The sequence below is a fragment of the Trichocoleus sp. DQ-A3 genome, from assembly GCF_039961975.1.
GTDB lineage: Bacteria > Cyanobacteriota > Cyanobacteriia > Cyanobacteriales > FACHB-T130 > FACHB-T130.
On record NZ_JAMPKC010000005.1, the window covers coordinates 87,603 to 110,031 of the forward strand.

General features: G+C 45.7%; 21 protein-coding genes. 15 read left to right on the forward strand and 6 right to left on the reverse strand.

Features of this window, described 5'->3' with window-relative positions:
* Positions 1-183: 183 nt before the first annotated feature.
* Both ribD and NDI44_RS11330 read left to right on the forward strand, forming a co-directional pair.
* Positions 184-1,260 carry a bifunctional diaminohydroxyphosphoribosylaminopyrimidine deaminase/5-amino-6-(5-phosphoribosylamino)uracil reductase RibD gene (ribD, locus tag NDI44_RS11325; protein WP_347276151.1) on the forward strand — a complete coding sequence of 359 codons (1,077 nt, stop codon included), beginning with the start codon at positions 184-186 and terminating at the stop codon, positions 1,258-1,260.
* A 46-nt stretch (positions 1,261-1,306) separates the two neighbouring features.
* On the forward strand, positions 1,307-1,957 hold the full coding sequence (locus tag NDI44_RS11330) for a hypothetical protein (RefSeq protein WP_242037156.1): 651 nt from the start codon (positions 1,307-1,309) through the stop codon (positions 1,955-1,957).
* 64 nt (positions 1,958-2,021) lie between these two features.
* Here NDI44_RS11330 and NDI44_RS11335 read toward each other — a convergent pair whose 3' ends face one another.
* Complete coding sequence (locus tag NDI44_RS11335; RefSeq protein ID WP_190415034.1) at positions 2,022-2,255, reverse strand: hypothetical protein; 234 nt, start codon at positions 2,253-2,255, stop codon at positions 2,022-2,024.
* Between the two features lie 637 nt (positions 2,256-2,892).
* Here NDI44_RS11335 and NDI44_RS11340 point away from each other — a divergent pair.
* The 4 genes from NDI44_RS11340 (at position 2,893) to NDI44_RS11355 (ending at position 7,196) form a co-directional block, all read left to right on the forward strand.
* Positions 2,893-3,447, forward strand: a complete 555-nt coding sequence (locus NDI44_RS11340; protein ID WP_190414891.1) for a Uma2 family endonuclease — start codon at positions 2,893-2,895, stop codon at positions 3,445-3,447.
* 460 nt (positions 3,448-3,907) lie between these two features.
* Positions 3,908-5,773, forward strand: coding sequence for a Mu transposase C-terminal domain-containing protein (locus NDI44_RS11345; RefSeq protein ID WP_190415035.1), 1,866 nt, complete (start codon positions 3,908-3,910; stop codon positions 5,771-5,773).
* A gap of 2 nt (positions 5,774-5,775) precedes the next feature.
* A complete protein-coding gene (locus NDI44_RS11350) occupies positions 5,776-6,630 on the forward strand; it encodes an ATP-binding protein (RefSeq protein ID WP_190414892.1) in 855 nt (284 codons plus the stop codon).
* Between the two features lie 50 nt (positions 6,631-6,680).
* The gene (locus NDI44_RS11355; protein ID WP_190415036.1) at positions 6,681-7,196 is read left to right on the forward strand and encodes a TniQ family protein; all 516 of its coding nucleotides are present in this window, start codon (positions 6,681-6,683) and stop codon (positions 7,194-7,196) included.
* Between the two features lie 257 nt (positions 7,197-7,453).
* On the opposite strand, the gene NDI44_RS11360 is transcribed toward NDI44_RS11355, so the two are convergent.
* The gene (locus NDI44_RS11360) at positions 7,454-7,765 is read right to left on the reverse strand and encodes a hypothetical protein (protein ID WP_190414893.1); all 312 of its coding nucleotides are present in this window, start codon (positions 7,763-7,765) and stop codon (positions 7,454-7,456) included.
* Between the two features lie 421 nt (positions 7,766-8,186).
* Between NDI44_RS11360 and NDI44_RS11365 the strand changes: the two genes are divergently transcribed.
* The 7 genes from NDI44_RS11365 (at position 8,187) to NDI44_RS11395 (ending at position 19,345) form a co-directional block, all read left to right on the forward strand.
* Positions 8,187-9,569 carry an NACHT domain-containing protein gene (locus tag NDI44_RS11365; RefSeq protein ID WP_190414894.1) on the forward strand — a complete coding sequence of 461 codons (1,383 nt, stop codon included), beginning with the start codon at positions 8,187-8,189 and terminating at the stop codon, positions 9,567-9,569.
* A 1-nt stretch (position 9,570) separates the two neighbouring features.
* The gene (locus tag NDI44_RS11370) at positions 9,571-10,917 is read left to right on the forward strand and encodes a hypothetical protein (RefSeq protein ID WP_190414895.1); all 1,347 of its coding nucleotides are present in this window, start codon (positions 9,571-9,573) and stop codon (positions 10,915-10,917) included.
* Positions 10,914-12,077, forward strand: a complete 1,164-nt coding sequence (locus NDI44_RS11375; RefSeq protein ID WP_190414896.1) for an ATP-binding protein — start codon at positions 10,914-10,916, stop codon at positions 12,075-12,077. Before NDI44_RS11370 ends, NDI44_RS11375 begins: the two co-directional genes overlap by 4 nt.
* A 271-nt stretch (positions 12,078-12,348) precedes the next feature.
* On the forward strand, positions 12,349-15,027 hold the full coding sequence (locus NDI44_RS11380) for a type I restriction-modification enzyme R subunit C-terminal domain-containing protein (RefSeq protein WP_190414897.1): 2,679 nt from the start codon (positions 12,349-12,351) through the stop codon (positions 15,025-15,027).
* A gap of 14 nt (positions 15,028-15,041) precedes the next feature.
* The gene (locus tag NDI44_RS11385) at positions 15,042-16,451 is read left to right on the forward strand and encodes a class I SAM-dependent DNA methyltransferase (RefSeq protein ID WP_190414898.1); all 1,410 of its coding nucleotides are present in this window, start codon (positions 15,042-15,044) and stop codon (positions 16,449-16,451) included.
* Positions 16,444-18,030, forward strand: a complete 1,587-nt coding sequence (locus NDI44_RS11390) for a restriction endonuclease subunit S (RefSeq protein WP_190414899.1) — start codon at positions 16,444-16,446, stop codon at positions 18,028-18,030. The genes NDI44_RS11385 and NDI44_RS11390 overlap by 8 nt, the downstream gene beginning before the upstream one ends.
* Positions 18,031-18,193: 163 nt before the next feature.
* Positions 18,194-19,345, forward strand: a complete 1,152-nt coding sequence (locus NDI44_RS11395; RefSeq protein ID WP_190414900.1) for a Fic family protein — start codon at positions 18,194-18,196, stop codon at positions 19,343-19,345.
* Between the two features lie 54 nt (positions 19,346-19,399).
* Here the strand turns inward: NDI44_RS11395 and NDI44_RS11400 are convergent, their stop codons facing one another.
* The 4 genes from NDI44_RS11400 to NDI44_RS11415 all read right to left on the reverse strand — a co-directional run bounded on the left by NDI44_RS11400 (position 19,400) and on the right by NDI44_RS11415 (position 21,603).
* Positions 19,400-19,576, reverse strand: a complete 177-nt coding sequence (locus NDI44_RS11400) for a hypothetical protein (RefSeq protein WP_190414901.1) — start codon at positions 19,574-19,576, stop codon at positions 19,400-19,402.
* A 102-nt stretch (positions 19,577-19,678) separates the two neighbouring features.
* Positions 19,679-20,161 carry a PIN domain-containing protein gene (locus tag NDI44_RS11405; RefSeq protein WP_190414902.1) on the reverse strand — a complete coding sequence of 161 codons (483 nt, stop codon included), beginning with the start codon at positions 20,159-20,161 and terminating at the stop codon, positions 19,679-19,681.
* Complete coding sequence (locus NDI44_RS11410; protein WP_190414903.1) at positions 20,158-20,925, reverse strand: hypothetical protein; 768 nt, start codon at positions 20,923-20,925, stop codon at positions 20,158-20,160. The genes NDI44_RS11405 and NDI44_RS11410 overlap by 4 nt, the downstream gene beginning before the upstream one ends.
* A gap of 162 nt (positions 20,926-21,087) precedes the next feature.
* Positions 21,088-21,603 (reverse strand): hypothetical protein, encoded by a 516-nt coding sequence (locus tag NDI44_RS11415; RefSeq protein WP_190414904.1) that lies wholly within the window; start codon positions 21,601-21,603, stop codon positions 21,088-21,090.
* Between the two features lie 105 nt (positions 21,604-21,708).
* Here NDI44_RS11415 and NDI44_RS11420 point away from each other — a divergent pair, with 105 nt between their 5' ends.
* Positions 21,709-22,026 (forward strand): hypothetical protein, encoded by a 318-nt coding sequence (locus NDI44_RS11420; RefSeq protein ID WP_199304959.1) that lies wholly within the window; start codon positions 21,709-21,711, stop codon positions 22,024-22,026.
* Entirely contained in the window at positions 22,023-22,316 is a 294-nt protein-coding gene (locus NDI44_RS11425; protein WP_190414905.1) for a hypothetical protein, read from the forward strand. Before NDI44_RS11420 ends, NDI44_RS11425 begins: the two co-directional genes overlap by 4 nt.
* Positions 22,317-22,429: the final 113 nt, after the last annotated feature.

The window sequence follows — 22,429 nt, forward strand, 5'->3', positions numbered from 1 at the left end:
ATCCTCTTTTTTTGCAGGGATAATCCACCTAGCATCCCTCCCTAAGCCTGCTGCTGCTAAAGTAGGCTGGCTATTACACTCAGGTGTAGCCAGGACAGCAGCAAACTCATGGACAACTTTTCCGCAAACACCCAATCGGATGCACCCCAACAGGAGTCCCCTTTTACCTCCTTCGACCGCGCGATGATGCAGCGGTGTATAGAACTAGCCCGTCGCGCCTTAGGACAAACCGCGCCCAATCCCCTAGTGGGTTCTGTCATTGTCCAGGATGGGCAGATTGTGGGGGAAGGGTTTCATCCCGGTGCCGGTCATCCCCATGCAGAAGTCTTTGCGCTGCGAGACGCCGGTGAACGAGCCAAAGGAGCCACAATTTATGTCAATCTGGAACCTTGTAACCACTACGGACGGACGCCTCCCTGTTCGGAAGCGTTGGTAGCCGCAGGGGTGAGCAAGGTGGTGGTGGGCATGGTAGACCCCGATCCGCGCGTGTCGGGAGGCGGGATTGAGCGGTTACGAGCAGCAGGAATCGAAGTTGTGGTGGGCGTGGAAGAAGACGCCTGTCGGCAGCTGAATGAGGCTTTTATCCATCGAATTCTCTACCGGCGTCCGTTCGGCATTTTAAAATACGCCATGACTTTGGATGGCAAAATTGCTACAACGACCGGACACAGTGCCTGGATCACCAGCCCTGATGCCCGCAATGAGGTACATCGAATGCGGGTGGCGTGTGATGCGGTGATCGTGGGCGGCAATACGGTGCGTCTGGATAATCCCCACTTGACCAGCCATCAGACAGAGGCACACAATCCCTTGCGCGTCGTTATGAGTCGCACGCTGGATTTGCCCGTAGAGGCTCATGTGTGGGAGACAGCGGAGGCTCCCACTTTAGTGTTAACAGAGGTGGGAGCTAATCCGGATTTTCAGCAGATGCTGCTGAAAAAGGGTGTGATGGTAGTGGAGCTGACTCCACTGACACCGACGAAGGCAATGGCGTACTTATATGAGCGTGGATTATCGGGCGTGCTGTGGGAATGTGGCGGCACGTTAGCAGCAAGTGCGATCGCAGAAGGGACAGTGCAAAAAATTCTGGCCTTCATTGCTCCCAAAATTGTCGGCGGCAGGTTGGCTCCTTCTCCTGTTGGGGATTTGGGGTTTGCAAGCATGACAGATGCACTCACGCTAGAGCGCGTCCGTTGGCGAGCTGTCGGCTCAGATTGCCTGGTTGAAGGTTATTTACCCTTAGCAGTCAGTAGTCAGTAGTCAGTGGTTATTGGTCATTCGTGAATGGCGAATAGCTAATTGTCAATTGCCATTCGCCATTCACAAAGCTGATAGCTATCAAAATATGGTCGAAGTGATTGTATGGAGCCTGTTGGTTGGAAGTTTTGGTCTGGAGGCAGTCATGGTAAGCGGATGGATGCGCTGGCAGCAGGTGAGTGCAGGTCAGCAATATGAGGAAGAGGAAGAAACTTTGACTCGTTATGAATCTAAACAAGACCTGGCACCCGCAGAGCTGCCTTCTAATGGTTCCTCTGCCCAAACGTTCAAAGATCCGCGACTGATGGGCTGGGAATTTAAAATTGTGCGAGCTAAAGGCGATTTATTTCGCAATCCAACGGTTTTTCAAAAGCTGTGTGAAGAAGAGGCACAATCCGGCTGGATTTTATTAGAAAAAATGGATGACCGGCGGGTGCGGTTCAAGCGACCGACTGCCATGAGGGACATGATTCCATCAGAATCTCTCGCTTATGACCCCTATCGCAGCCATTACGGGCCTGTCTTGACGCGGCGTACCTGGGCGGCAGCGATCGCTGCTGTGATAGCGATAAGTTTACCGGCTTATTTGGGCTATGCCCTCGTGTCGGCAACGCTTGCGAATTCTTCACAAGTTAATACACCTGCCGCACCCCCACCAGAGCCGCAGTCTTTCCCAAAGCGTCCCTTGGCACCCAGGTAGCTTTTGGCTTCTAACAATTGGCACTTTAGAAAGTAGAGACGCGATGTACATCGCGTCTCTACTTTTAATGGGTTTCTTGCCAGACAGACTGACGCTCTTGAGCGAGATCCCGGATCAGGGATAGCTTTGAGTGCAGATAGTCAGTCATAATATTTGTTTCGTCGGAATTGAGCGATCTCTGTTGTTTCAGTTGCTTCAGCAGCCACTGTACTAGGCTGGCATCGTCTAGCTTCAATAACATATTGGCCTGAGTAGTTTCAATTAAAGCCCAAAGCTGACGCAGCATTGTGGGAGTCATAAAACCTCCTATAAGCGGATAGCTGTTCTGAGTGCCGAATTGGCTGGGAACGGGTGTTATGTGGGTGGTGGGAGCAGATGGGTACGGCACACGGCCTCTTATTTAATTATTCCTTTAGTTTTCCACGATAACTTATCTGGTAATACCAAAATCGCGATCGCACAAGTTGCAACAAGAGTTACCAAATACTTAACAAAGCGAACAATAACTTGACAGGGACTAAGGCGGAAAGTTAAAACTGGTTCCGGATTAACGATGGAAGGGAGCCGCTCAAGGCTTGTAGAGACCTCTGAAACCCCATCCCAACCCTCGTGAAAAAATTTAGGCTCAATAGGCGTTTCAGGAAAATTGAGCCAAGAAAGAGGCTAAAAGACTCAGGCTGCAAGTGTTGTAAGCGGAAATCAATCAATTGAGTCGTTAGTTTTGGGTGACAAAGGCGCAAGTAAAGAGCGAGTCGTTACCGTCAGATTGAGCAAGATAAGCCGTTTTATGAGTCGCCATAGGTGACGATCGATGCAAAGGTTACTGAAGTTAGAACAGGTCATGGCGGAGGAAGTGCGAGAATTCAAGAAACTATTACAGGCACGATCCCTCCTAACCCGCTGAGAAGCGGAATGGCGATCTACTGAGTGAGAAGATGAGTATAGTCACGCAGCCCTTAACTCTGGAGGAGTTCTTAAAACTCCCAGAAACTAAACCCGCATCTGAGTTTATTGACGGAGAGGTTATTCAAAAACCCATGCCTCAAGGTGAGCATAGCCGATTGCAGTTTAAATTTTGCGCGGTTGTTAACGAAGTCGCCGAACCGCAGAAAATTGCGATTGCATTCCCAGAACTACGCTGTACGTTTGGGGGAGACTCGATTGTTCCAGATGTTGTGGTGTTTCGGTGGGAAAGAATTCCGCTTCGTCCTTCTGGAAGGATTGCCAATCACTTCGAGATTTATCCCGATTGGTCAATTGAAATCTTATCCCCCGATCAGAGTCAAACGAAAGTATTAGGGAAATTGCTCCATTGCTCCCAGCATGGTACAGAGTTAGGGTGGTTAATCGATCCAGAAGAGGAGAGTATTTTAGTTGTGTTTCCGGAGCAGCGAGTACAATTGCTAAGGGGAACGGCTGAGTTACCTATTCTTAGTGGGATTGGGTTAAAACTGACGGTTGAGCAGGTTTTTAGTTGGTTAACGCTCTAAGACGGATAAGGATTTGCCTGTAAGCGATCGCAGATACTAAGGTGACAGGCGATGTGCAATTTATCAATCTGCAATTAAACCATCGAACTGTAGAGCTTCCTACAGCTAAGAAGACCGAAATCTCCATATAGCTACTCATTCTTAGTAGACTTTTAGTAGACTTTAGATTAATTACCTTGCTGATGTTGTACGTTCGCAAATTAAATGTCGCAATTTTTGAATAACGGCATAGCTGCTACAAACCAGTGAAAGCCTTTCCCCGAAAACTTTTTAGGCTTTTTAATTCCAAAAGCAGCAACTTTGTCGATTTCGCACACTCCATGTCGGAAATCTTGTCTCGCAAATTAATTGTCGTTTTTTAAATTTAGCGACATCGCAAATTGAGTGTCGCATTGTCTAGCTATTCTTCAGAAGGGATGGTACATTTTTACTATTCCTCAGAATGGATGATCTTCCCCTCATGCTAGACGACCCATCTGAACTGATAGAAGAATTGGCACAAGATTTAGACACTCTTTACCTCGGTGAGAGTAATTTTGAAGTCGATCCCTCACAAATTCTTCGAGAAACTGCTGATAAACACAAACTTAAATTTAATCTCATTCAATGGCTTGCCCAGTCCCCGAATCGCACGCTTAAGTCTCAAAGGAAGCAGGCGATCGCAAATACCCTAAATATTTCTACTCGGCAGGTAGAGCGCCTCCTCAAGCAATACATCAGAGATGAGCTACCAGAGACAACAGGAGTGCAGCGCTCAGATAAGGGGAAGCATCGCATCAGTGACTATTGGGAAGAATTTGTGAAGTCAACTTATGAAAAGAGTCTTAAAGATAAACACCCACTATCTCCAGCAGAAGTCGTTCGTGAAGTGAAGCGACACGCAATCGTCGAGCTTGGGCTTGAAGAGTGTGACTATCCCCATCCAGCCACTATCTATCGAGTTTTGCAACCATTAATCGAGCATCAAAACCGGAAAAAGCGCGTTCGCAATCCGGGTTCCGGCTCTTGGTTGGCAGTTGAGACAAGAACTGGGCACCTCTTAAAGGCTGAGTTTAGCAACCAAATTGTCCAATGCGATCATACAAAGTTGGATATTCGGATTGTCGGTAGTGATGGCGTGTTATTACCTGATCGACCCTGGATAACCACTGTCATAGATACGTTCTCAAGCTGTGTTATTGGTTATCACTTATGGAGAAAACAACCGGGTTCTGATGAAGTAGCTCTGGCTTTAAGACATGCCATCTTACCCAAGCACTATCCCTCGGCATACGAGCTGGAAAAACCTTGGCAAATATGTGGCTCTCCACTCCAATATTTTTTCACTGACGGAGGGAAGGATTTTCGCTCAAAGCACCTAAAAGCTATTGGAAAGAAGCTAGGTTTCCAGTGCGAACTGCGCGATCGCCCACCTCAAGGCGGAATTGTAGAACGAGTTTTCAAAACCATCAATACTCAGGTTCTTAAGGGACTTCCCGGTTATACAGGTTCAAATGTTCAGGAGCGCCCAGAGCAGGCAGAAAAGGAAGCCTGCTTGACCATTCACGATTTGGATAAAATCCTAGCTGGGTTCTTCTGCGATGACTATAACCACCAGCCATATCCGAAAGATCCTAGAGATACAAGGTTTGAGCGATGGTTTAAAGGAATGGGTGAAAAATTGCCTGAAGTGCCAGACGAGCGAAAACTGGATATTTGTCTAATGAAAGAGACTCAACGAGTGGTTCAAGCTCATGGCTCTGTCCAATTTGAGAATCTGACCTATCGAGGAGAATCGCTTAGGCAATATGGCGGTAAATATGTCACCATCCGATACGATCCCGACCATATCCTGACATTGTTTGTCTACAGCCAGGAAACGGATGACAAGCTGGAAGATTTTCTGGGATATGCTCATGCCATAAACCTAGATACTCAGGATTTGAGTTTGGATGAGTTGAAAAGACTCAACAAAGAGCGAAGTAAAGCTCGTAAGGAACATTCAAACTATGATGCTCTTTTGGCGCTAGGGAAACGGAAGGAACTGGTTGAGGAACGCAAACAGGACAAGAAGGACAGGCAACGAGCTGAACAGAAACAGTTACGACAAACCTCTAAGAAAGACTCAAATGTCGTCAAGTTACGTCAGCGTAGGGCTTCAACCTCTTCAAAGAAAAATGAGCCGCTTGAGGTTTTGCCAGAACGGATTTCCAGGGAACAAATAAAGCCTCAACAACCAGAACCACAACCTGAAAAAACTTTACCCTCTACATCTGATGCTCAACAGCAGGAGAGGCATCAGCTTGTAACTTCTGATCGTCAAAGCAAATTGAAAAGGATCTGGTGACTATGGCGCGATCGCAACTTGTAACTCAGACACCTGTTGAAATTCTGGCTCCTCAGTTGGATTTGACCGCTCAACTTGCCAAGGTTGCTGAAATAGAGGAGCTATTCAAAACTGCTTTTATCCCAACCGACCGCGCTTCAGAATACTTGAGATGGTTGGATGAACTGCGGTTCCTTAAACAATGTGGGCGTGTTATTGGGCCGAGGGATGTTGGCAAAAGCCGTGCATCAATCCACTATCGACAAGAAGATCGCAAACGAGTTTCTTATGTCAGAGCGTGGTCAGAATCGAGTTCCAAACGATTATTTACGCAAATCCTCAAGGACATTAATCATGCAGCAGCAAACGGTAAGAGGGAAGATTTGCGTCCTAGATTGGCAGGTAGCCTTGAACTCTTTGGTATTGAACTACTCATCGTTGACAATGCCGAAAATCTTCAACGGGAAGCCCTGCTCGATCTAAAGCAACTTTTTGATGAGTCTGGGGTTCCGATTATTTTAGTTGGAGGACAAGAACTAGACAGCAAATTGCATAGCTTTGACTTACTGACTTGTTTTCCAACGCTATTCGACTTTAAACAACTCGACTACGAAGACTTTAGAAAAAGCTTACGGACTATCGAGCTTGATATCCTTGCCCTACCAGAAGCATCTCGTTTAACGGAAGGAACGATGTTTGAAATTCTAGCGACCAGCACGGAAGCCCGTATAGGAGTGTTAATCAAGATTTTGACGAAGGCGGTTTTACACTCGCTCAAAAAGGGTTTTGTCAAGGTTGATGAAGGAATTTTGGGGAAAATTGCCAATCGATATGGCAGGAAATATGTTCCCCTTCAACCAAGAAATGACAGTGAGTGATTGCTCGGTTGCTAGCTAGCAGTCCTAAAACTTTATTTAACAAGACTCGAATGCAGGAAGTGGATGAAAGCTTACCAAGATTAGGCTATATTGAGCCTTATGAAGGCGAGAGCATCAGTCATTATTTAGGACGTTTTCGGCGGTTCAAGGCTAATAGCCTTCCCTCCGCTCATTCATTGGGAAAACTAGCTGGGCTGGGTGCAATTTTGGGAAGATGGGAAAAATTATATTTCAACCCGTTTCCCTCCTCTGAAGAATTGGCAGCATTGGGAAAGCTAATTCGAGTGGATGCAACCCGACTCGCCGAAATGCTGCCTCCCAAAGGTGTAACGATGAAGCCAAGACCCATTCTGTTGTGTGCGGCTTGTTATGGGGAGAACCCCTATCATCGGCTTGAGTGGCAGTTTAAAGATCGATGGGGTTGCGATCGCCATCAGTTACGCTTGTTAGCAAAATGCACTAACTGCGAGACTCCGTTTCCGATTCCGGCATTATGGATACACGGTGAATGTCCGCATTGTTTGTTGCCGTTTGCGACGATGGCAAAAAGACAGAAGCGACTTTGATAAGCGATCGCGAGTGACGTGTTGTTAACGTGGTTCAGCTTGACTACACTCTAATTGCAAATCAGGAAGCTGTTTACAGTTTGACTCCCTGCTAGAATAAGCGCTTTCAGTTGGAAGCTTTTGGTAGCAAGAGCGAAGTTTCTCCAAAGGCAGGGGAGGGGTAGAGCGTGATGGAATTCTTAACTATGCACCTGTACCACGCGCTACAACCACACCTGTAATGCAGCTATGCTATTGCCTAAGCCGCAGAGTAAGTTTTAGTGCGGGAACTTGGTGAGCATTTGACGAAGTTCCTTCTTTGCATCTTTTGCAAATTGAACACTGTGAAGACTCGCAAGCGTGCCTCCCCCTGTGATAATGGACGCTTCTGGTACTTTGTCTAAGTAGAGCAATCCAACACCCAATAAAGTGATTAAGGCAGATGCAGCAACTATGGAAAGAGCCAGGTTATAACTTTGACGAACTTCACGCAACAATTCTCGAATAATCTCTTCTTCGATATCGCTATAATCGTCTTTAAAACTTGGCTGATGATTGAGTATAAATTTTCTGAAGAGCTTGAAATTCATTGGTTCCTAGCCTCGAAGATTTAGTTTTTGAAACTCGATATTGGTATCATACTGGGGACAAAAACTTACTTTCAAGGGCAGATAGATTTGTTTTGTATTGAGTATTTGCCCTATATTTTGGGGCAGATAGGTCAAAGCGTGAAAACCTATCTGCCCTAGACAGCAAGACTCAAAATCAGCTATACCTGACATATTGCACTCTTTTTGGTAAGCCGCATTGTTTGTCCTAGAATGAATTTTCAAGCTAATTGAGCAAGTCGATTAAATGGACTAAAGCACTTTTTCAATAAGTGTTTAGTTCTATACAAGAGGATTTGCTGTATGAGCGAGGGAATCGATTCTCTCGCGGGTGTAGCCAACAGAAGATAACAGTGCAAAAACCTAATTTAATAAATTCCCGCGAGCGCAACTAAAAATCCCTATGCTTCCATCTGATTCTGATATAGTTCAATCTAGTCCAGAAGGCAAACGCAAACTTAGACAGGCGTATAAAGAAGCAAATCTTACTCAAGAGAAACTAAGGCGAAAAGCTAATGTTTCGCTGGAAACTGTGAAGCGCTTGCTTGGTACAAAAGGATACCAAAATGGGGTGGAAAGGTGGGCAGTAAGTAATATTGCGAAGGTTTTGAATATTGAATCAACGGATATTGTCGATCCGAAAGAGTGGTATCGTCAGCAGCAGCTACCATCAGAGTTTGAGCCACTGATCGAAGAAAAGATTAAGACATTTTGCGGGCGGAAATTTGTTTTTGAAGCATTTAAAAAATTCCTTCAACAAAATCCTAAAGGTTACTTTACGGTGGTGGGAGATGCGGGGATGGGGAAAAGCGCGATCGCTGCCAAGTACGTTTATGACTACCATTCTCCCTGCTATTTCAACATTCTCGCAGAGCGCCGCAATCGACCGGAACTATTTCTCAAAAGTATTCGCCAACAACTGATTAATCGTTACCAGTTGCAGGAGGCGGGAGATGCCGATCTGCCAACTTTAGTCTCTAAGGTCGTGTCAAAACTTCCCTCTGGGGAACGCCTGACGATCGTTGTTGATGCGCTGGATGAAGTGGAGCAAGAATCGGGCGCAGAGAATCTTTTATATTTACCGAAGGAGCTGCCAGAGCGAGTTTATTTCCTGCTGACTAGAAGACCTTATAACCAAGAGAAAAAACGATTAACTGTATCGCCTGGTATTCCGGTGCAGGAGTTGGATTTAAGGGCGAGGGAATATGTTGATTGCAGCCATAATGATATCAAAGAGTATATTCGCTGGTCTCTCAATTGCGCTCCAGACTATAAAGATGGGCTGACAAAGTGGATTCAAGACCGCAAGATTTATCCGGAAGAGTTTGTCGAGCTGGTAGCGGTAAAAAGCGAAAACAATTTCATGTATCTGCGCTATGTCTTACCAGGAATTACGCGCGGTTTCTATGACGATCTGAGTTTAAAGCAATTACCAGATGGTCTTCAGGACTATTATCAAACTCATTGGGTGCGGATGAATATGGATGCGGCACCGAATGAAATTAAGGCGATCGCTTTGTTTATTTTAGTGGAGATTGGCACGCCGATTCCGGGGAAGATGATTGCTGCCATTGCCGATCGAGATGAATATGAGATGGAATCGCTATTGGAAGAGTGGGTGGAGTATTTGCGGCGGCAGGAAATTCAGGGAGAACTCTGTTACACCATTTATCATGCTAGTTTTCTGGACTTCCTAAAAAGCAAACGGGAGATGAAGAAAAGCCGAAAGCTATTTCAAGAGGTTAATCAACGGATTGTTGATTACTTAGAAAAGGAGATGGCGTGAGATGGGAAAATTTGCTGACAAACTAGCGGCAAAAAGTCCTGCTATCCAACGCGCTTATGTTGGTCACTATGTACCAAATCTGGTGAAGTCAGGGAAACTCGAAAAGTATTATCAAACCCTAGCTGATTTTGATTTCTTGGCAGCCAAGATTAATCATCCTGAGTTTGGGGTGCAGGCGCTGATTGAGGATTATGATTTGGCTGATATTCCGGAGGCAGCAACTCAGCCAGAGTACGATCCGGAGAAGGCTGAGGTGCTGAAATGGATTCAAGGGGCGCTGCGGCTATCCGGGCATATTTTAGCTGAGGATCGGTCGCAACTAGCAGGGCAATTGTTGGGACGGCTCCTACCATATATAAACCAGCCTCTCATTCAAGAGCTAGTAGAACAGGCGAAACAGAGCAAAGCTCAACCTTGGTTGCGTCCCTTGACAGCTAGCTTAACGAATCCTAACGAGGCGTTACTACGCACCCTCACCGGTCATAGCGGCTGGGTAAATGCGGTCGCTGTCACCCCCGATGGCAAACTGGCGATTTCTGGTTCATCCGACAACACTCTCAAAATCTGGAATTTGGCAACCGGAGAGTTACGCTGCACCCTCACCGGTCATAGCGGCTGGGTAAATGCGGTCGCCGTCACCCCCGATGGCAAACTGGCGATTTCTGGTTCATCCGACAACACTCTCAAAATTTGGAATTTGGCAACCGGAGAGTTACGCTGCACCCTCACCGGTCATAGCGACTCGGTAAATGCGGTCGCCGTCAGCCCCAATGGCAAACTGGCGATTTCTGGTTCAGATGACAAAACTCTCAAAATCTGGAATTTGGCAACCGGGGAGTCACGCTGCACCCTCACCGGTCATAACGGCTTGGTAACTGCGATCGCCGTCACCCCCGATGGCAAACTGGCGATTTCTGGTTCATTCGACCACTCTCTCAAAATCTGGGATTTGGCAACCGGAGAGTTACGCTGCACCCTCACCGGTCACAGGCGCAAGGTACTTGCGGTCGCCGTCACCCCCGATGGCAAACTAGCGATTTCTGGTTCCTGGGAGAACACTCTCAAAATCTGGAATTTGGCAACCGGAGAGTTACGCTGCATCCTCACCGGTCATTGCAACTGGGTAAGTGCGGTCGCCGTCACCCCCGATGGCAAACTGGCGATTTCGGGTTCCTGGGACAGCACTCTCAAAATCTGGAATTTGGCAACCGGAGAGGTATTTGCTAGTTTTACTGGAGATAGTTCGTTACTCTGTTGTGCTGTTGCTCCAGATGGAGTAACAATTGTGGCGGGTGAAACATCAGGACGAGTGCATTTCCTCCGGTTGGAAGGGATAGCATCGCCATGAACAACCTACCGCGAGCGGCAACCCCGCTCTATACTCCCTCCTACCCCACCGAATTCCAGCAACTAATTAGCGAAAAAAGCGCTAATTTTGTTGGTCGTCAATTTGTCTTTACCGCCATTGAGGAATTTTTACACAAGTGCAATCGGGGTTACTTCACGATTGTCGGCGCACCCGGTAGCGGCAAAAGTGCCATCCTCGCCAAGTACGTCACCGAAAATCCCCACGTTGCCTATTACAACGCCCAAATTCCGGGTAAAAATCGCGCTGACCAATTTCTCGCCACCATCTGCCATCAATTAATGGCAATGAGCGGTGAAGATGCAGCGATGCCAGATAATGCTACTGAGGGGAGTTGGTTTCTGTCTCTGTTACTTCAGAAAATTAGCGATCGCCTCGAACCCAATCAAAGGCTAATTGCGGTCATTGATGGTTTAGATGCGATCAACCCCAGCAGTCAACCCCTTGGGTCAAATCTGTTCTATCTTCCCCGATATCTTCCAGAGAAAATCTATTTTCTCCTGGCTCGGAGACCTTTTGTACGGGAAAAATCCGGTTTATTAATTGAAACTCCGTCTCAGATTCTCACCCTCGAAAAATACGCCGATCGAAACCGGGAAAACGTGCAAGCATACATCCAGCAATGCCTCCCTGCCGATGGTAACGCGATCGCACCAGAAGAATCAAAAAATTTAACATCTTGGCTAAATACCCACCAAATTGGAGTTACAGAATTTTGCGATCGCCTAACGCGAGAGAGCGAGAATAATTTCATGTACCTGAGCCAGATTTTAAGAGCGATCGCTAGAGGATCTTATTCTCAACCCTTCCAATTCGATCCACTTCCTTCCAGTTTGACAAAATACTATCAAAGCCACTGGCAAAACGCGATCGCCAAGCGACAAGTTAGCTTAGCGGGTGAAAGCGTCGAGCCATTACCATTAGTGGAGTTAGCGGTACTGAACATCTTAGTGCAGGAAGCACAACCGATATCAGCAGAAGCGATCGCGCGAATCATTGATGAGGATGAATACGAAGTAGAGGAAGTGCTAGAAAATTGGATTGAATTCTTACAGCAACAGCAAATCGGTGGAGCAACCTGTTACAGTCTCTATCATTCCAGCTTCCGTAACTGGCTGGGCAAGGAACTCAATCTCAGTTAGACCTCGTACAAAATTTACACTCAAGAAGTAATGCGATTGATGTGTTCAACAGTTGGACACAGGATGGTAATAATCGCCTTTTACCTTTCCACAAAGACTTTGAAAGAGAATCTATTTCACATTCCTGGCTGAAAGTCAATTCAGAAGCCAGAATGGTTAGCAATGATTTGCGACTTAATCAGTGGGAACACTAAGAGAGTAGAGCGTGGAGCAAAGCGATCGCGCTCTTTGAATCGCTTTTAACTTCCGGCTTTACAAGACGTAGGCACAAATGAGCAAAGAATCTGAGTGGAAGACCAGGCAACAGCGGATTAACACTAAGCTTAGGTCGCTCAATCCTAAGTGGGAGATTATCAAGTATCGAGATGGGTTGGATACTTCCGCACTTCAATGCCATGCGGTTGAGGAATACCCTACAGCCAGTGGACCTGCTGATTATGCCCTGTTTGTGAAAGGGCGATTTTTGGGGGTTATTGAAGCCAAAAAAGTGTCAGTCGGCGCACAAAATGTTCTGGAACAGGCAAAACGGTACTCGCGGACAGCGTTTGATGGGACGGGGAATTGGCGAGGCTACCGAGTACCTTTTCTCTACTCCACGAATGGAGAAATTATTTATTTCCTCGATGTCGGGGGCGAACAGAATATCTTTCGTAAGATTGCGAATTTTCACACGGCGGATGCCTTAACAGAACTGTTTGAGCATGACCAAGCTGCCAGCTACACTCGGTTGCAAAATACTCCAATTGAGCTAATTAAGAGGCTTCGCCCCTACCAGGAAAATGCGATCGCTGCCACTGAAGATGCCCTTGTCAAAGGTAAACGCGCCATGCTGGTGGCAATGGCAACTGGAACCGGGAAAACCTTTCTCACGGTTGCTCAGATTTATCGGTTGCTGGAATCTAAGGTAGCCAAACGGATTCTGTTTCTGGTTGACCGCAGAGCCTTGGCAGCGCAGGCAGTGAGAACGTTTGCTTCGTTCAACACGCCGAGGGGAAATAAGTTTAATCAAGAATACGAGGTCTATAGCCAGCGGTTTCGGCGGGAGGACTTTGGTGAGGAAGAAGCATTTGACCCCCAAGTGTTACCAAGTTCCTATCTAACAGCCCCCCAATCTACTCATACCTTTGTCTATGTCTCCACCATCCAACGAATGACCATCAATCTGTTTGGTAAAGCAAGTGTTGAGGTCTCAGAAGATGGTGATATTGATGACGAAAGCGATGCAGAAGAATTAAGTATTCCCATTCACGCTTTTGATTTAATTATTGCCGATGAGTGCCATCGGGGATATACCGCTAAAGAGACAAGTGCTTGGCGCAATACTCTCGACTATTTTGATGCTATTAAGATTGGACTGACGGCGACTCCAGCGGTGAATACGCTGTCTTTATTTAAAGAGGTGGTCTACCGTTACAGCACTGAAGAAGCGATCGCAGATGGCTATCTGGTCGATTATGAGTCAGTTTACATTTATTCAAATGTTCGGATGAATGGAGCTTTTCTGCGGGAAGGGGAACAGGTTGGCGTAGTTGATACTGAAACCGGAGAGGAGATTTACGACGAGTTAGAAGATGAGCGGGAGTTTTCGACTACCGATATTGAGCATAAAATTACAGTACCCGATAGCAACCGCAAAATCATTGAAGATATTGCCAAATATGCCGACAGGCATGAGGAAGAAACGGGGCGTTTTCCGAGAATTTTGATTTTTGCAGTCAATGATTTGCCTCATAGATCCCATGCGGATCAGATTGTTGGCATCTGCAAAGAAGTATTTGGGCGGGGGGATGATTTTGTTCAGAAAATTACAGGCAGTCCTAGTGTAGATCGACCCCTGCAAAAGATTCGGGAGTTTCGCAATCGTCCTCAACCCAAGGTAGCAGTGACAGTGGATATGCTCAGTACCGGAGTAGACATCCCTAGTCTGGAATTTGTTGTGTTTATGCGTCCAGTGAAATCTCGGATTCTCTGGGTGCAGATGCTAGGTAGAGGTACTCGCCTGTGTGATGAGATTAACAAAACTCACTTTAAAATCTTTGATTGCTTAGGGGGTTCTCTGATTGAATACTTTGCCAACACTATCGATTTAAAGATAGAGCCACCCCGCAAAGACCTAGTACCAGTTGGGCAGGTCATTAAGAAGATTTACCAGAATCTTGACCGAGATTACAACCTTAAATCTCTGGTTAAGCGTCTGCGACGGATTGATCGAGGAATGAGTGATGAAGCAAGGGAGCGGTTTGCTGATTATATTCCTGATGGGGATATGGGCAGGTTTGCAGGGGAATTGACAGAAAGGATTGAGCGGGATTTTACAAACACGCTCAACTTACTGCAAGATCACGGCTTTCAAGATTTGTTAGAAAACTACCCTAGAGCTAAACAGAATTTTTTAGTCGCTTACGAGCAAGAGGATACTGTCTCCTCTGAGGTGATGATTAGGGGGCAAAAACCAGAGGATTATCTAGACAGTTTCTGCCGCTTTGTGCGAGAAAATTCTGAGCAGATAGAAGCGATCGCTATTTTACTAGAACGCCCGCGAGATTGGAAAACTCAGGCACTCAACGAACTTCGGGAAAAGCTGGGACAAAACCAGTTTCGAGAACAGGAACTACAAAGGGCGACTCAGTTGGTGCATAGTAAGGCTCTGGCTGACATTATCTCAATGGTGAAACGTGCTGCCTATGCTGAGGAACCAATTTATACGGCGGCGGAGCGGATCGAGAGAGCGATCGCATCTGTTATGGTTGGCAAGTCGTTTAACGACGAGCAGCTAAAGTGGCTAGGTTATATCCAAGAGCATCTAGTCCAAAATCTCACCCTTGATATAGATGATTTTGAGTATGCACCGATTTTTGAACGATTCGGCGGCAAGGGTAAGGCGAAAAAAGTCTTTTCAGGTGGACTAGAATCGTTGATTGATGAAATTAATGCTGCGATCGCGGCTTAGAAAAGGAAAGCATTGTGTCTGACGTTGTAAACAAACTCTGGGGCTTTTGCCACACTCTGCGCCATGACGGGATCGATTATGGCGACTATATCGAGCAACTAACTTATCTGCTGTTTCTTAAGATGGCGGATGAAAAGGGTGTTGATGTGCCTTCAGGGTGTGAGTGGGAGAGTTTAAAGAAACGCTCAGGCACCGATTTAACCGATCATTATCTGGATGTACTTCGCACACTCCGGGAATCTCCGGGATTGCTGGGGGATATTTTCGCTCAGTCGATGCCTCGTTTTAATAATCCTGTCAATCTCAAACGAGTAATCGCCATGATTGATGAGGAGGATTGGACTTCTCTGGGTGTGGATGTCAAGGCGGCGGCATTTGAAGGGTTGTTGGAAAAAGCCGCTAGTGAAGGCAAGAAGGGTGCAGGGCAATACTTCACGCCAAGAGTGCTGATTAAATCGATTGTTAGGGTGATGAAGCCGAATCCTTTGAGTAGCCCTAATTTCAAGATTTGCGATCCAGCTTGCGGCACGGGTGGTTTTTTGGTGTGTGCTTATCAGTGGCTATTGGATATCACTGGTGGGGTATTTGACCGTAAGGACATTAAGCGGATTAAAACCCAAACCTATTATGGTGAAGATTTAGTCCCGCGCCCTCGCAGACTGGCGCTGATGAATTTATTTTTGCAAGGGCTGGAACCCAAAATTTATTTGGGGGATGCAATTTATGAGGCGGATTCGGGCGATCGCTATGACTGCATTTTAACTAATCCGCCTTTTGGCACGAGGGGCGCGAATCAAGCGCCGGATCGGGATGATTTTACGATTGAGACGAGTAACAAGCAACTGAACTTTGTTCAGCACGTTATGACTATCCTCAAGCCTGGAGGTAGAGCGGCGCTGGTTTTGCCGGATAATTGCTTATTTGAGGATAAGGCGGGGGAAGTATTCAAAATCTTGATGCAAGATTGCAATTTACACACGATTTTGAGGTTGCCTAGAGGTACGTTTACACCTTATTCGCAAGGGGTAAAGGCAAATGTGGTGTTTTTACAAAAGGGTTTACCTACAGAAAATGTCTGGATTTTTGATGCTCGTTCTAATGTGCCTGGAGTGACTAAAAAGGATCGTCCCTTAACGTCTTTGCATTTTGCCGAGTTTGAGCAATGTTACGGGGATGATCCAAATGGGCAGAGTATCAGAACTGATTTAGGGCTGGAGGGAAGGTTTAGAAAGTTCTCGATTAGTGAGGTTAAGGAGCGGGATTATAAGCTTGATATTACTTGGCTGAAGGATGAGAGTTTAGAAGATGGGGACAGTTTACCTGAGCCTCAAATTTTGGCAAGTGAGGCGATTACTGAGTTAGAAGCGGTGGTAGATGATTTGAAAGATATTCTTCAGTTGATGGAAGTTGATGGCGATGAATAATCACCACATACAACCCAACAAAAAGGGATTACCAATAGGGTGGACGCTATGCCAGCTAAAAGATTGTGTAGATATTTTAGATAGTCAACGAGTTCCCGTCAATTCTGAGGAGCGTCAACAGCGAATTGGAAATATTCCTTATTATGGTGCCACAGGTCAAGTAGGGTGGATAGATAATTTTTTGTTTGATGAACAATTGTTATTAATAGGTGAAGATGGAGCGCCATTTTTTGACAAATCAAAATCAATAGCCTACACAATTAGCGGGAAAAGTTGGGTTAATAATCATGCCCATGTTTTAAGGAGTATTCCGGGACTAACAAGCAACTATCTTTTGAAGCACTATTTAAATCAATTCGACTTTAGAGGATATGTTAATGGTACGACAAGACTAAAGCTAACTCAAAGCTTAATGAGTCAGATTCCAGTTAGACTCCCACCACTCAACGAACAAAGCCGCATCGTAGCCAAGCTGGAAAAACTACTAGCTAAAGTCGATTCCTGCAAAGAGCGACTAGACAAAATCCCCGCCATCCTCAAGCGTTTCCGTCAATCCGTCCTGTCTGCGGCTTGTTCCGGTCGCCTCACCGCCGATTGGCGAGAAAATAATCCCGATGTGGAACCTGCTTCAGAACTTTTACAGCGGATTCAGGAGAAGCGTCAAAAGCACTACGAGAAGGAGTGTGCTAGAGCAAAGGCAGAAGGGAGAAGAAAACCGAAGAAACCCAAAGAGTTCCAATTATTGGAAACTTATAACTTTGATATTCCGAAAAGTTGGGCATTAGCCTATCCTGAAGATATTTGCTCTTCAAAAGATTATTCTATAGGAATTGGTCCTTTTGGTAGCAACCTGAAAGTATCAGATTACATAAATGATGGTGTGCCTTTAATATTTGTTCGACATATTCGGAGTGGAAACTTTGCAGGTTTAGAGCCAAAGTACGTTACACCAGAAAAAGCTCAAGAATTATTGCCTCACATGGTAGAACCCCTGGATTTGCTTATCACAAAGATGGGAGAACCACCAGGAGACTGCGAAATTTATCCTGATGACAGACCAAATGGTATCATCACATCGGATTGCTTAAAATTCCGAATCTGGGAAACTGACCTTCAAAGAACTTTTTTTAAACATTGCATCAACTCATTTATTATTAAAGACCAGCTTGGCTTAATAACTAAAGGTGTAGCGCAGCAAAAAATTAGTGTTGAACGCTTTAAATCTATTCTTTTTCCAGTTCCGCCATTTGCAGAACAACAAGAAATTGTCAACCGCGTTGAAACCCTCTTCAAACTTGCCGATCAAATCGAACAACGCTACCAAAAAGCCAGAGGCTACGTTGACCAACTCACTCAATCCATCCTCGCCAAAGCCTTCCGGGGTGAACTGGTTCCCCAAGACCCCAACGATGAGCCTGCATCCGTATTGTTAGAGCGGATTCGCGCAGAACGGGCAAAACCAGAAACCGAAGCTAAAGCCGCTAAGAAATCCACAGGCAAAAAAGGTGGGCGACGCGGCAGGAAGCCGAAGCCGCAAGACTCAGAGCCAATTCAGCTAGAGTTGCCAGGGTTAGAATAGGATACCGAATACCTGCCTAAAACACCAGAACCAGTTTCTGGGTAACAAGGGAGGCAAGCGCCACCTCTTATTTTGCTAAATAGGGTTTGACTAAAATAAAAAGTGACATTTGCAGTCTTATTTTATTGGACTGTAATAAGACCCTCAACCATTAGGTCATATTATGCGAACTGGTCAATATGTAAAACAAGTTGAAGGATACAGGGCATTTATTCCGACTCCCTTACCTCCAGACCCACCAATAGCAATGGATGCAGAGCTTATCCGCCTGATGTCTGACGCTGACCGCTCTCTAGGCAGGCTTGATGGAGCTACCTCCATTTTGCCTAACCCTGACTTGTTCGTAGCCATGTATGTCCGTCAGGAAGCTGTACTCAGCTCACAGATTGAAGGTACCCAAAGCACATTAGAAGATGTACTTGAGTTTGAAATCGATGCCAATGGTCAGGAACATCCGAAGGATATCCAAGAGGTAGTCAACTACGTTAATGCCATGCGTTATGGCTTGGAACGCCTCAAAGAGCTTCCCATGTGCTTGCGGCTTATCAAGGAGATTCATGCCAAGTTACTTGAAGGAGTACGAGGGAGTGAGCGTACCCCAGGTGAGTTTCGTAAAAGCCAGAACTGGATCGGTTCAAGTGGCTGCAACTTAGCTAAAGCTTCTTTCGTACCACCACCAGTTTCAGAGATGCATCAAGCACTGGGCAATCTAGAAAAGTTTTTACACGATACAACATCTCTACCTGTACTAATCCAGTGTGGATTAGCTCATGCTCAATTCGAGACTATTCATCCCTTTCTAGATGGGAATGGACGTATTGGGCGGTTGTTGATTACCTTCCTGCTTTGCCAACGGGGTATTCTACAGCGTCCTTTGTTGTACCTCAGCCATTACCTCAAATTCCATCGCACTGAATACTATGACCGACTCATGGCGATCCGCACTGATGGAGATTGGGAAGGATGGTTAAAGTTTTTTCTCCGAGGAATTTATGAGGTAAGCCAATCAGCAACTGCTACCGCCCGTTCCATTCTTGACCTGCGTGAAGTACATCGTGAAGTAATTGGTCATCTGACTGGAGGTAGTAATTATGGATTGCGCTTACTAGACTTGCTCTTTGCACAGCCGATAGTTAATGTTCGATTGGTAGAAGAGTACCTGCAATGTGCTTACGTTACTGCTAGTAAAATAGTAGAGCAATTTGCAGAATTAGGCCTATTACGTGAGTTCACTGGCTGGCAGCGAAATCGACGTTACCGATACGAACCCTACTTAGCTCTTTTTGAACCAGCTATTTCAGCGGCTGCCCATTAACTTATGTGAGAACCCCGGAGTTAAGCAGTTAGGGAAATTAGGCAGGTTTTCGGGTCATGTTGACGACCGCTTCTGTTGCCGTCTCTGCTTCAAATCCTCAGCTAGTCGAATATTCACCAGTTCCCCCTCCTCCAACGCTTCACCATCCGGTTTAACCAGGCGTTGAGCGAGTTTTTGGAGTTCTACATCTGAAGCGCGATCGCCTTCCAGTAATTCATTAATTCGTTCCACAGGCATTTCAGCATCAGCCGCTAGTTTCCCAAGCGCTCAGTCGCGGTTACTCAGAGTTTCTTCAATTAGAGATGCGATGGATTTTCATAAGCAGCAGAACCCTTATGTATTATCTTCAAAAAGGTCCAACTGGCTGGGAAAATACGGTCTTCTGATAGGGAGGAGAGGATTGCCAACTGTACCAGAGAGCTTAAGCAGATCATCATCAAAGGTTTCTAAAACATCTACCTTAGCCTGAACTGCTGTTGCCAGATGGGTAGCATCTTTTGGTTTTAACCATTCATACTGCCATATTAAATCTCTGGCTAATTCTCCAATTTTCCGATCCACGTTGTATATATAAATCCATTCATGCTTAAAAAATGAACTAATTTTTTCTTCAACATCCTTAGATAGCTTTGGCTTTCCTTTTTCGAGTTTGATAACTTCAATAAATGTTAATGCCGAAGTTACAATTATTAGTTTGCCATCATTAGCAGCCTTTATAACTGGTTTGCACTCATCAATCTTATCAGCTTCATTTTTAAGTAAAGCTAAGAATGCACATGAATCCCAGTAATGAAGTGGCTTGGATGAACGGCTCAATCTTCACCTCCCAGTATTCCAATTACATCTTCAATCCTTGGCAGTTCTCCTTTACTAGGGAAAACCTCCATCTCTTCAACTTCTATACTGACTTTTTCACCATCTTCCCTAGAACGAATCAGTCCATAAACAGATACTCTTTTACCAAAAGCATTCTTTATCCTGTCAAGAAAATTCGAGGGAAAGTAACACGCTACACTTCTGTCAGTTAGTAAATCATAAATTCTGAATGCTGGTCTTCTGTGTATGGTGATAGACTTAAGCACACCTTCTACAGAACCAAAACTTTTATAACGCGCACCGATTAACTCATCTACATTAGCGACTAAATGTTTAGTGAGATTAACCTTATGGGAATTAGACCCAACTTGAATCCCTACAATATCTTTCCCAACTAATTCAGCTAACGCTTTAGCACTCTCTAAAGCACGGTCAGAAAAGAATAGTGGTCGCTCTGGACGTTCTTCTAACTTAGCTAGACCTGTCTCGACTGTTGTAATAACTTCATTGATGTTATAGGGTTGCACCTCATCTGTAGGTATGCCTTCAAGCGTCAAGTGAACGCTACCGGTTGTTATCGATGAGACAACCCAACTTACAGATGAACGCTTATCTTCAGCGAGCTTCTGCTCTACCTCGCGCAGTAGGGTTGCGATTTCCTCTTGTGCTTTACGGAACTTGTCAAATGGAAGCGACGAGCCATCAATGTCCACAGTCAGGCTCGTATGGAGTTCTCCAGACCAGGTTAGCTCCTGTCGTTCCATCTCTGAAGCAAGGTATTTCCCTTATTAATCTAAGTTAAGTCGGCAACTTGTGGTGTGAGGCGTTTGACTTTCGCAACAAAGGCTTACGCGCAGAATCTGAGATCGGCTAATTCTCCAACAGCTACTCAAACTTCTCAAACAACAAGAGAGCGAGTGAGTCAGTTAGCTCGATCGCTTCTGTTGTCGTCTCCTCTTTAAATCCTCAGCCAGTCGAATATCTACCAGTTCCCCTTCCTCCCACGCTTCGCCGTTCAATTTGACCAACCGTTGTGCGAGTTTTTGAAGTTCTACATCTGAAGCGCGATCGCCTTCTAGTAACTCATTAATCCGTTCCACAGCAATTTCAGCGTCAGCCGCAAGCTTCCCAAGCACCCAGTCGCGGTTACTCAACGTTTCGTCAATCAGAGATGCGATCGTGGGTACTGCTAGCGGCGCAGTCGATGCAGCCACTACTCCCGAAGATTCAGACAGTGGCGAGTCTTCCTGCTGTTGCTGTTTTTCGATCCAGTTAGCGATCGCTTCCTCTAAACCGACATTAATATCCTGACCCAAACTTTTACAAATTCCCTTGAACTTCAAGGAAAGCGTCTTAGGGACAAAACCCCGCAACTCCTGATAATTCGTAGATTTCCGTTTATCGACCACAAATAAGCTAAACACGGGAGTTTCAGGCTTCATTCTCGCACAAACTCACAAAATCTCTTATTTCGCTATTATTGCTATTATTGCTATTATTGCTATTATTGCGTATATTTACAGTATTCACTCAACCCCCACCCCATCGTGATTCCAGACTTGCCTTTAATCGGTTTGGATGCACCACCTCCATCAGTCAGCCTCCCCGCCAACTTCCCAGATGATGCTCAAATACCGCGTTTTATATATGGCGATCGCGTCAGGTGGAAACCTGTATCTGACATCGATAAAACAGACAAAGGCTGGATAATTGGGCGTTTTTATGCCTTTGCCCACCATCAAAATCAGTGGGCATGGAAATATTTGATTTTTCTCGATCCCGTCTCCTACAGCGCCGCCTTCTGTACCGCCGATACAGCATGGGAAGAAGACCTCGAACCAATAGATGGAGATGAATCCCTATGAATAAACCGCGCCGACTCGGACAAAGCGAACTAGAGCTAGTTCATCGCCTTTCTCATAGCCAACTGGGAATTTCTCCCCGCATCTTTCTATCCAAATGGGAGGTTACCTACAATCAGTTTGCTGTTATCTGTCATTGCACCATTGGCAAAACTAACAACAAGGTTGGTAGTAAAGCGCCTTCTATTTACCTGAAGGAGTTTGAGCTATCTGGGACATCGGCAACAAGGCTGGATGAGATGTTGCGATCGCATTTTATCGAGCCAGCTTATCCCGCGAAAAGACGACTTTGAAGGATTTTTTCGGGCACGGATAATAGCTTTACTGGAGTTGATTGGAAAGGCGACGGCCAAGTGTTTGACAGTTGAATCGTTTGAGGCTTCCAATAGTAAATATAAAAACGGTA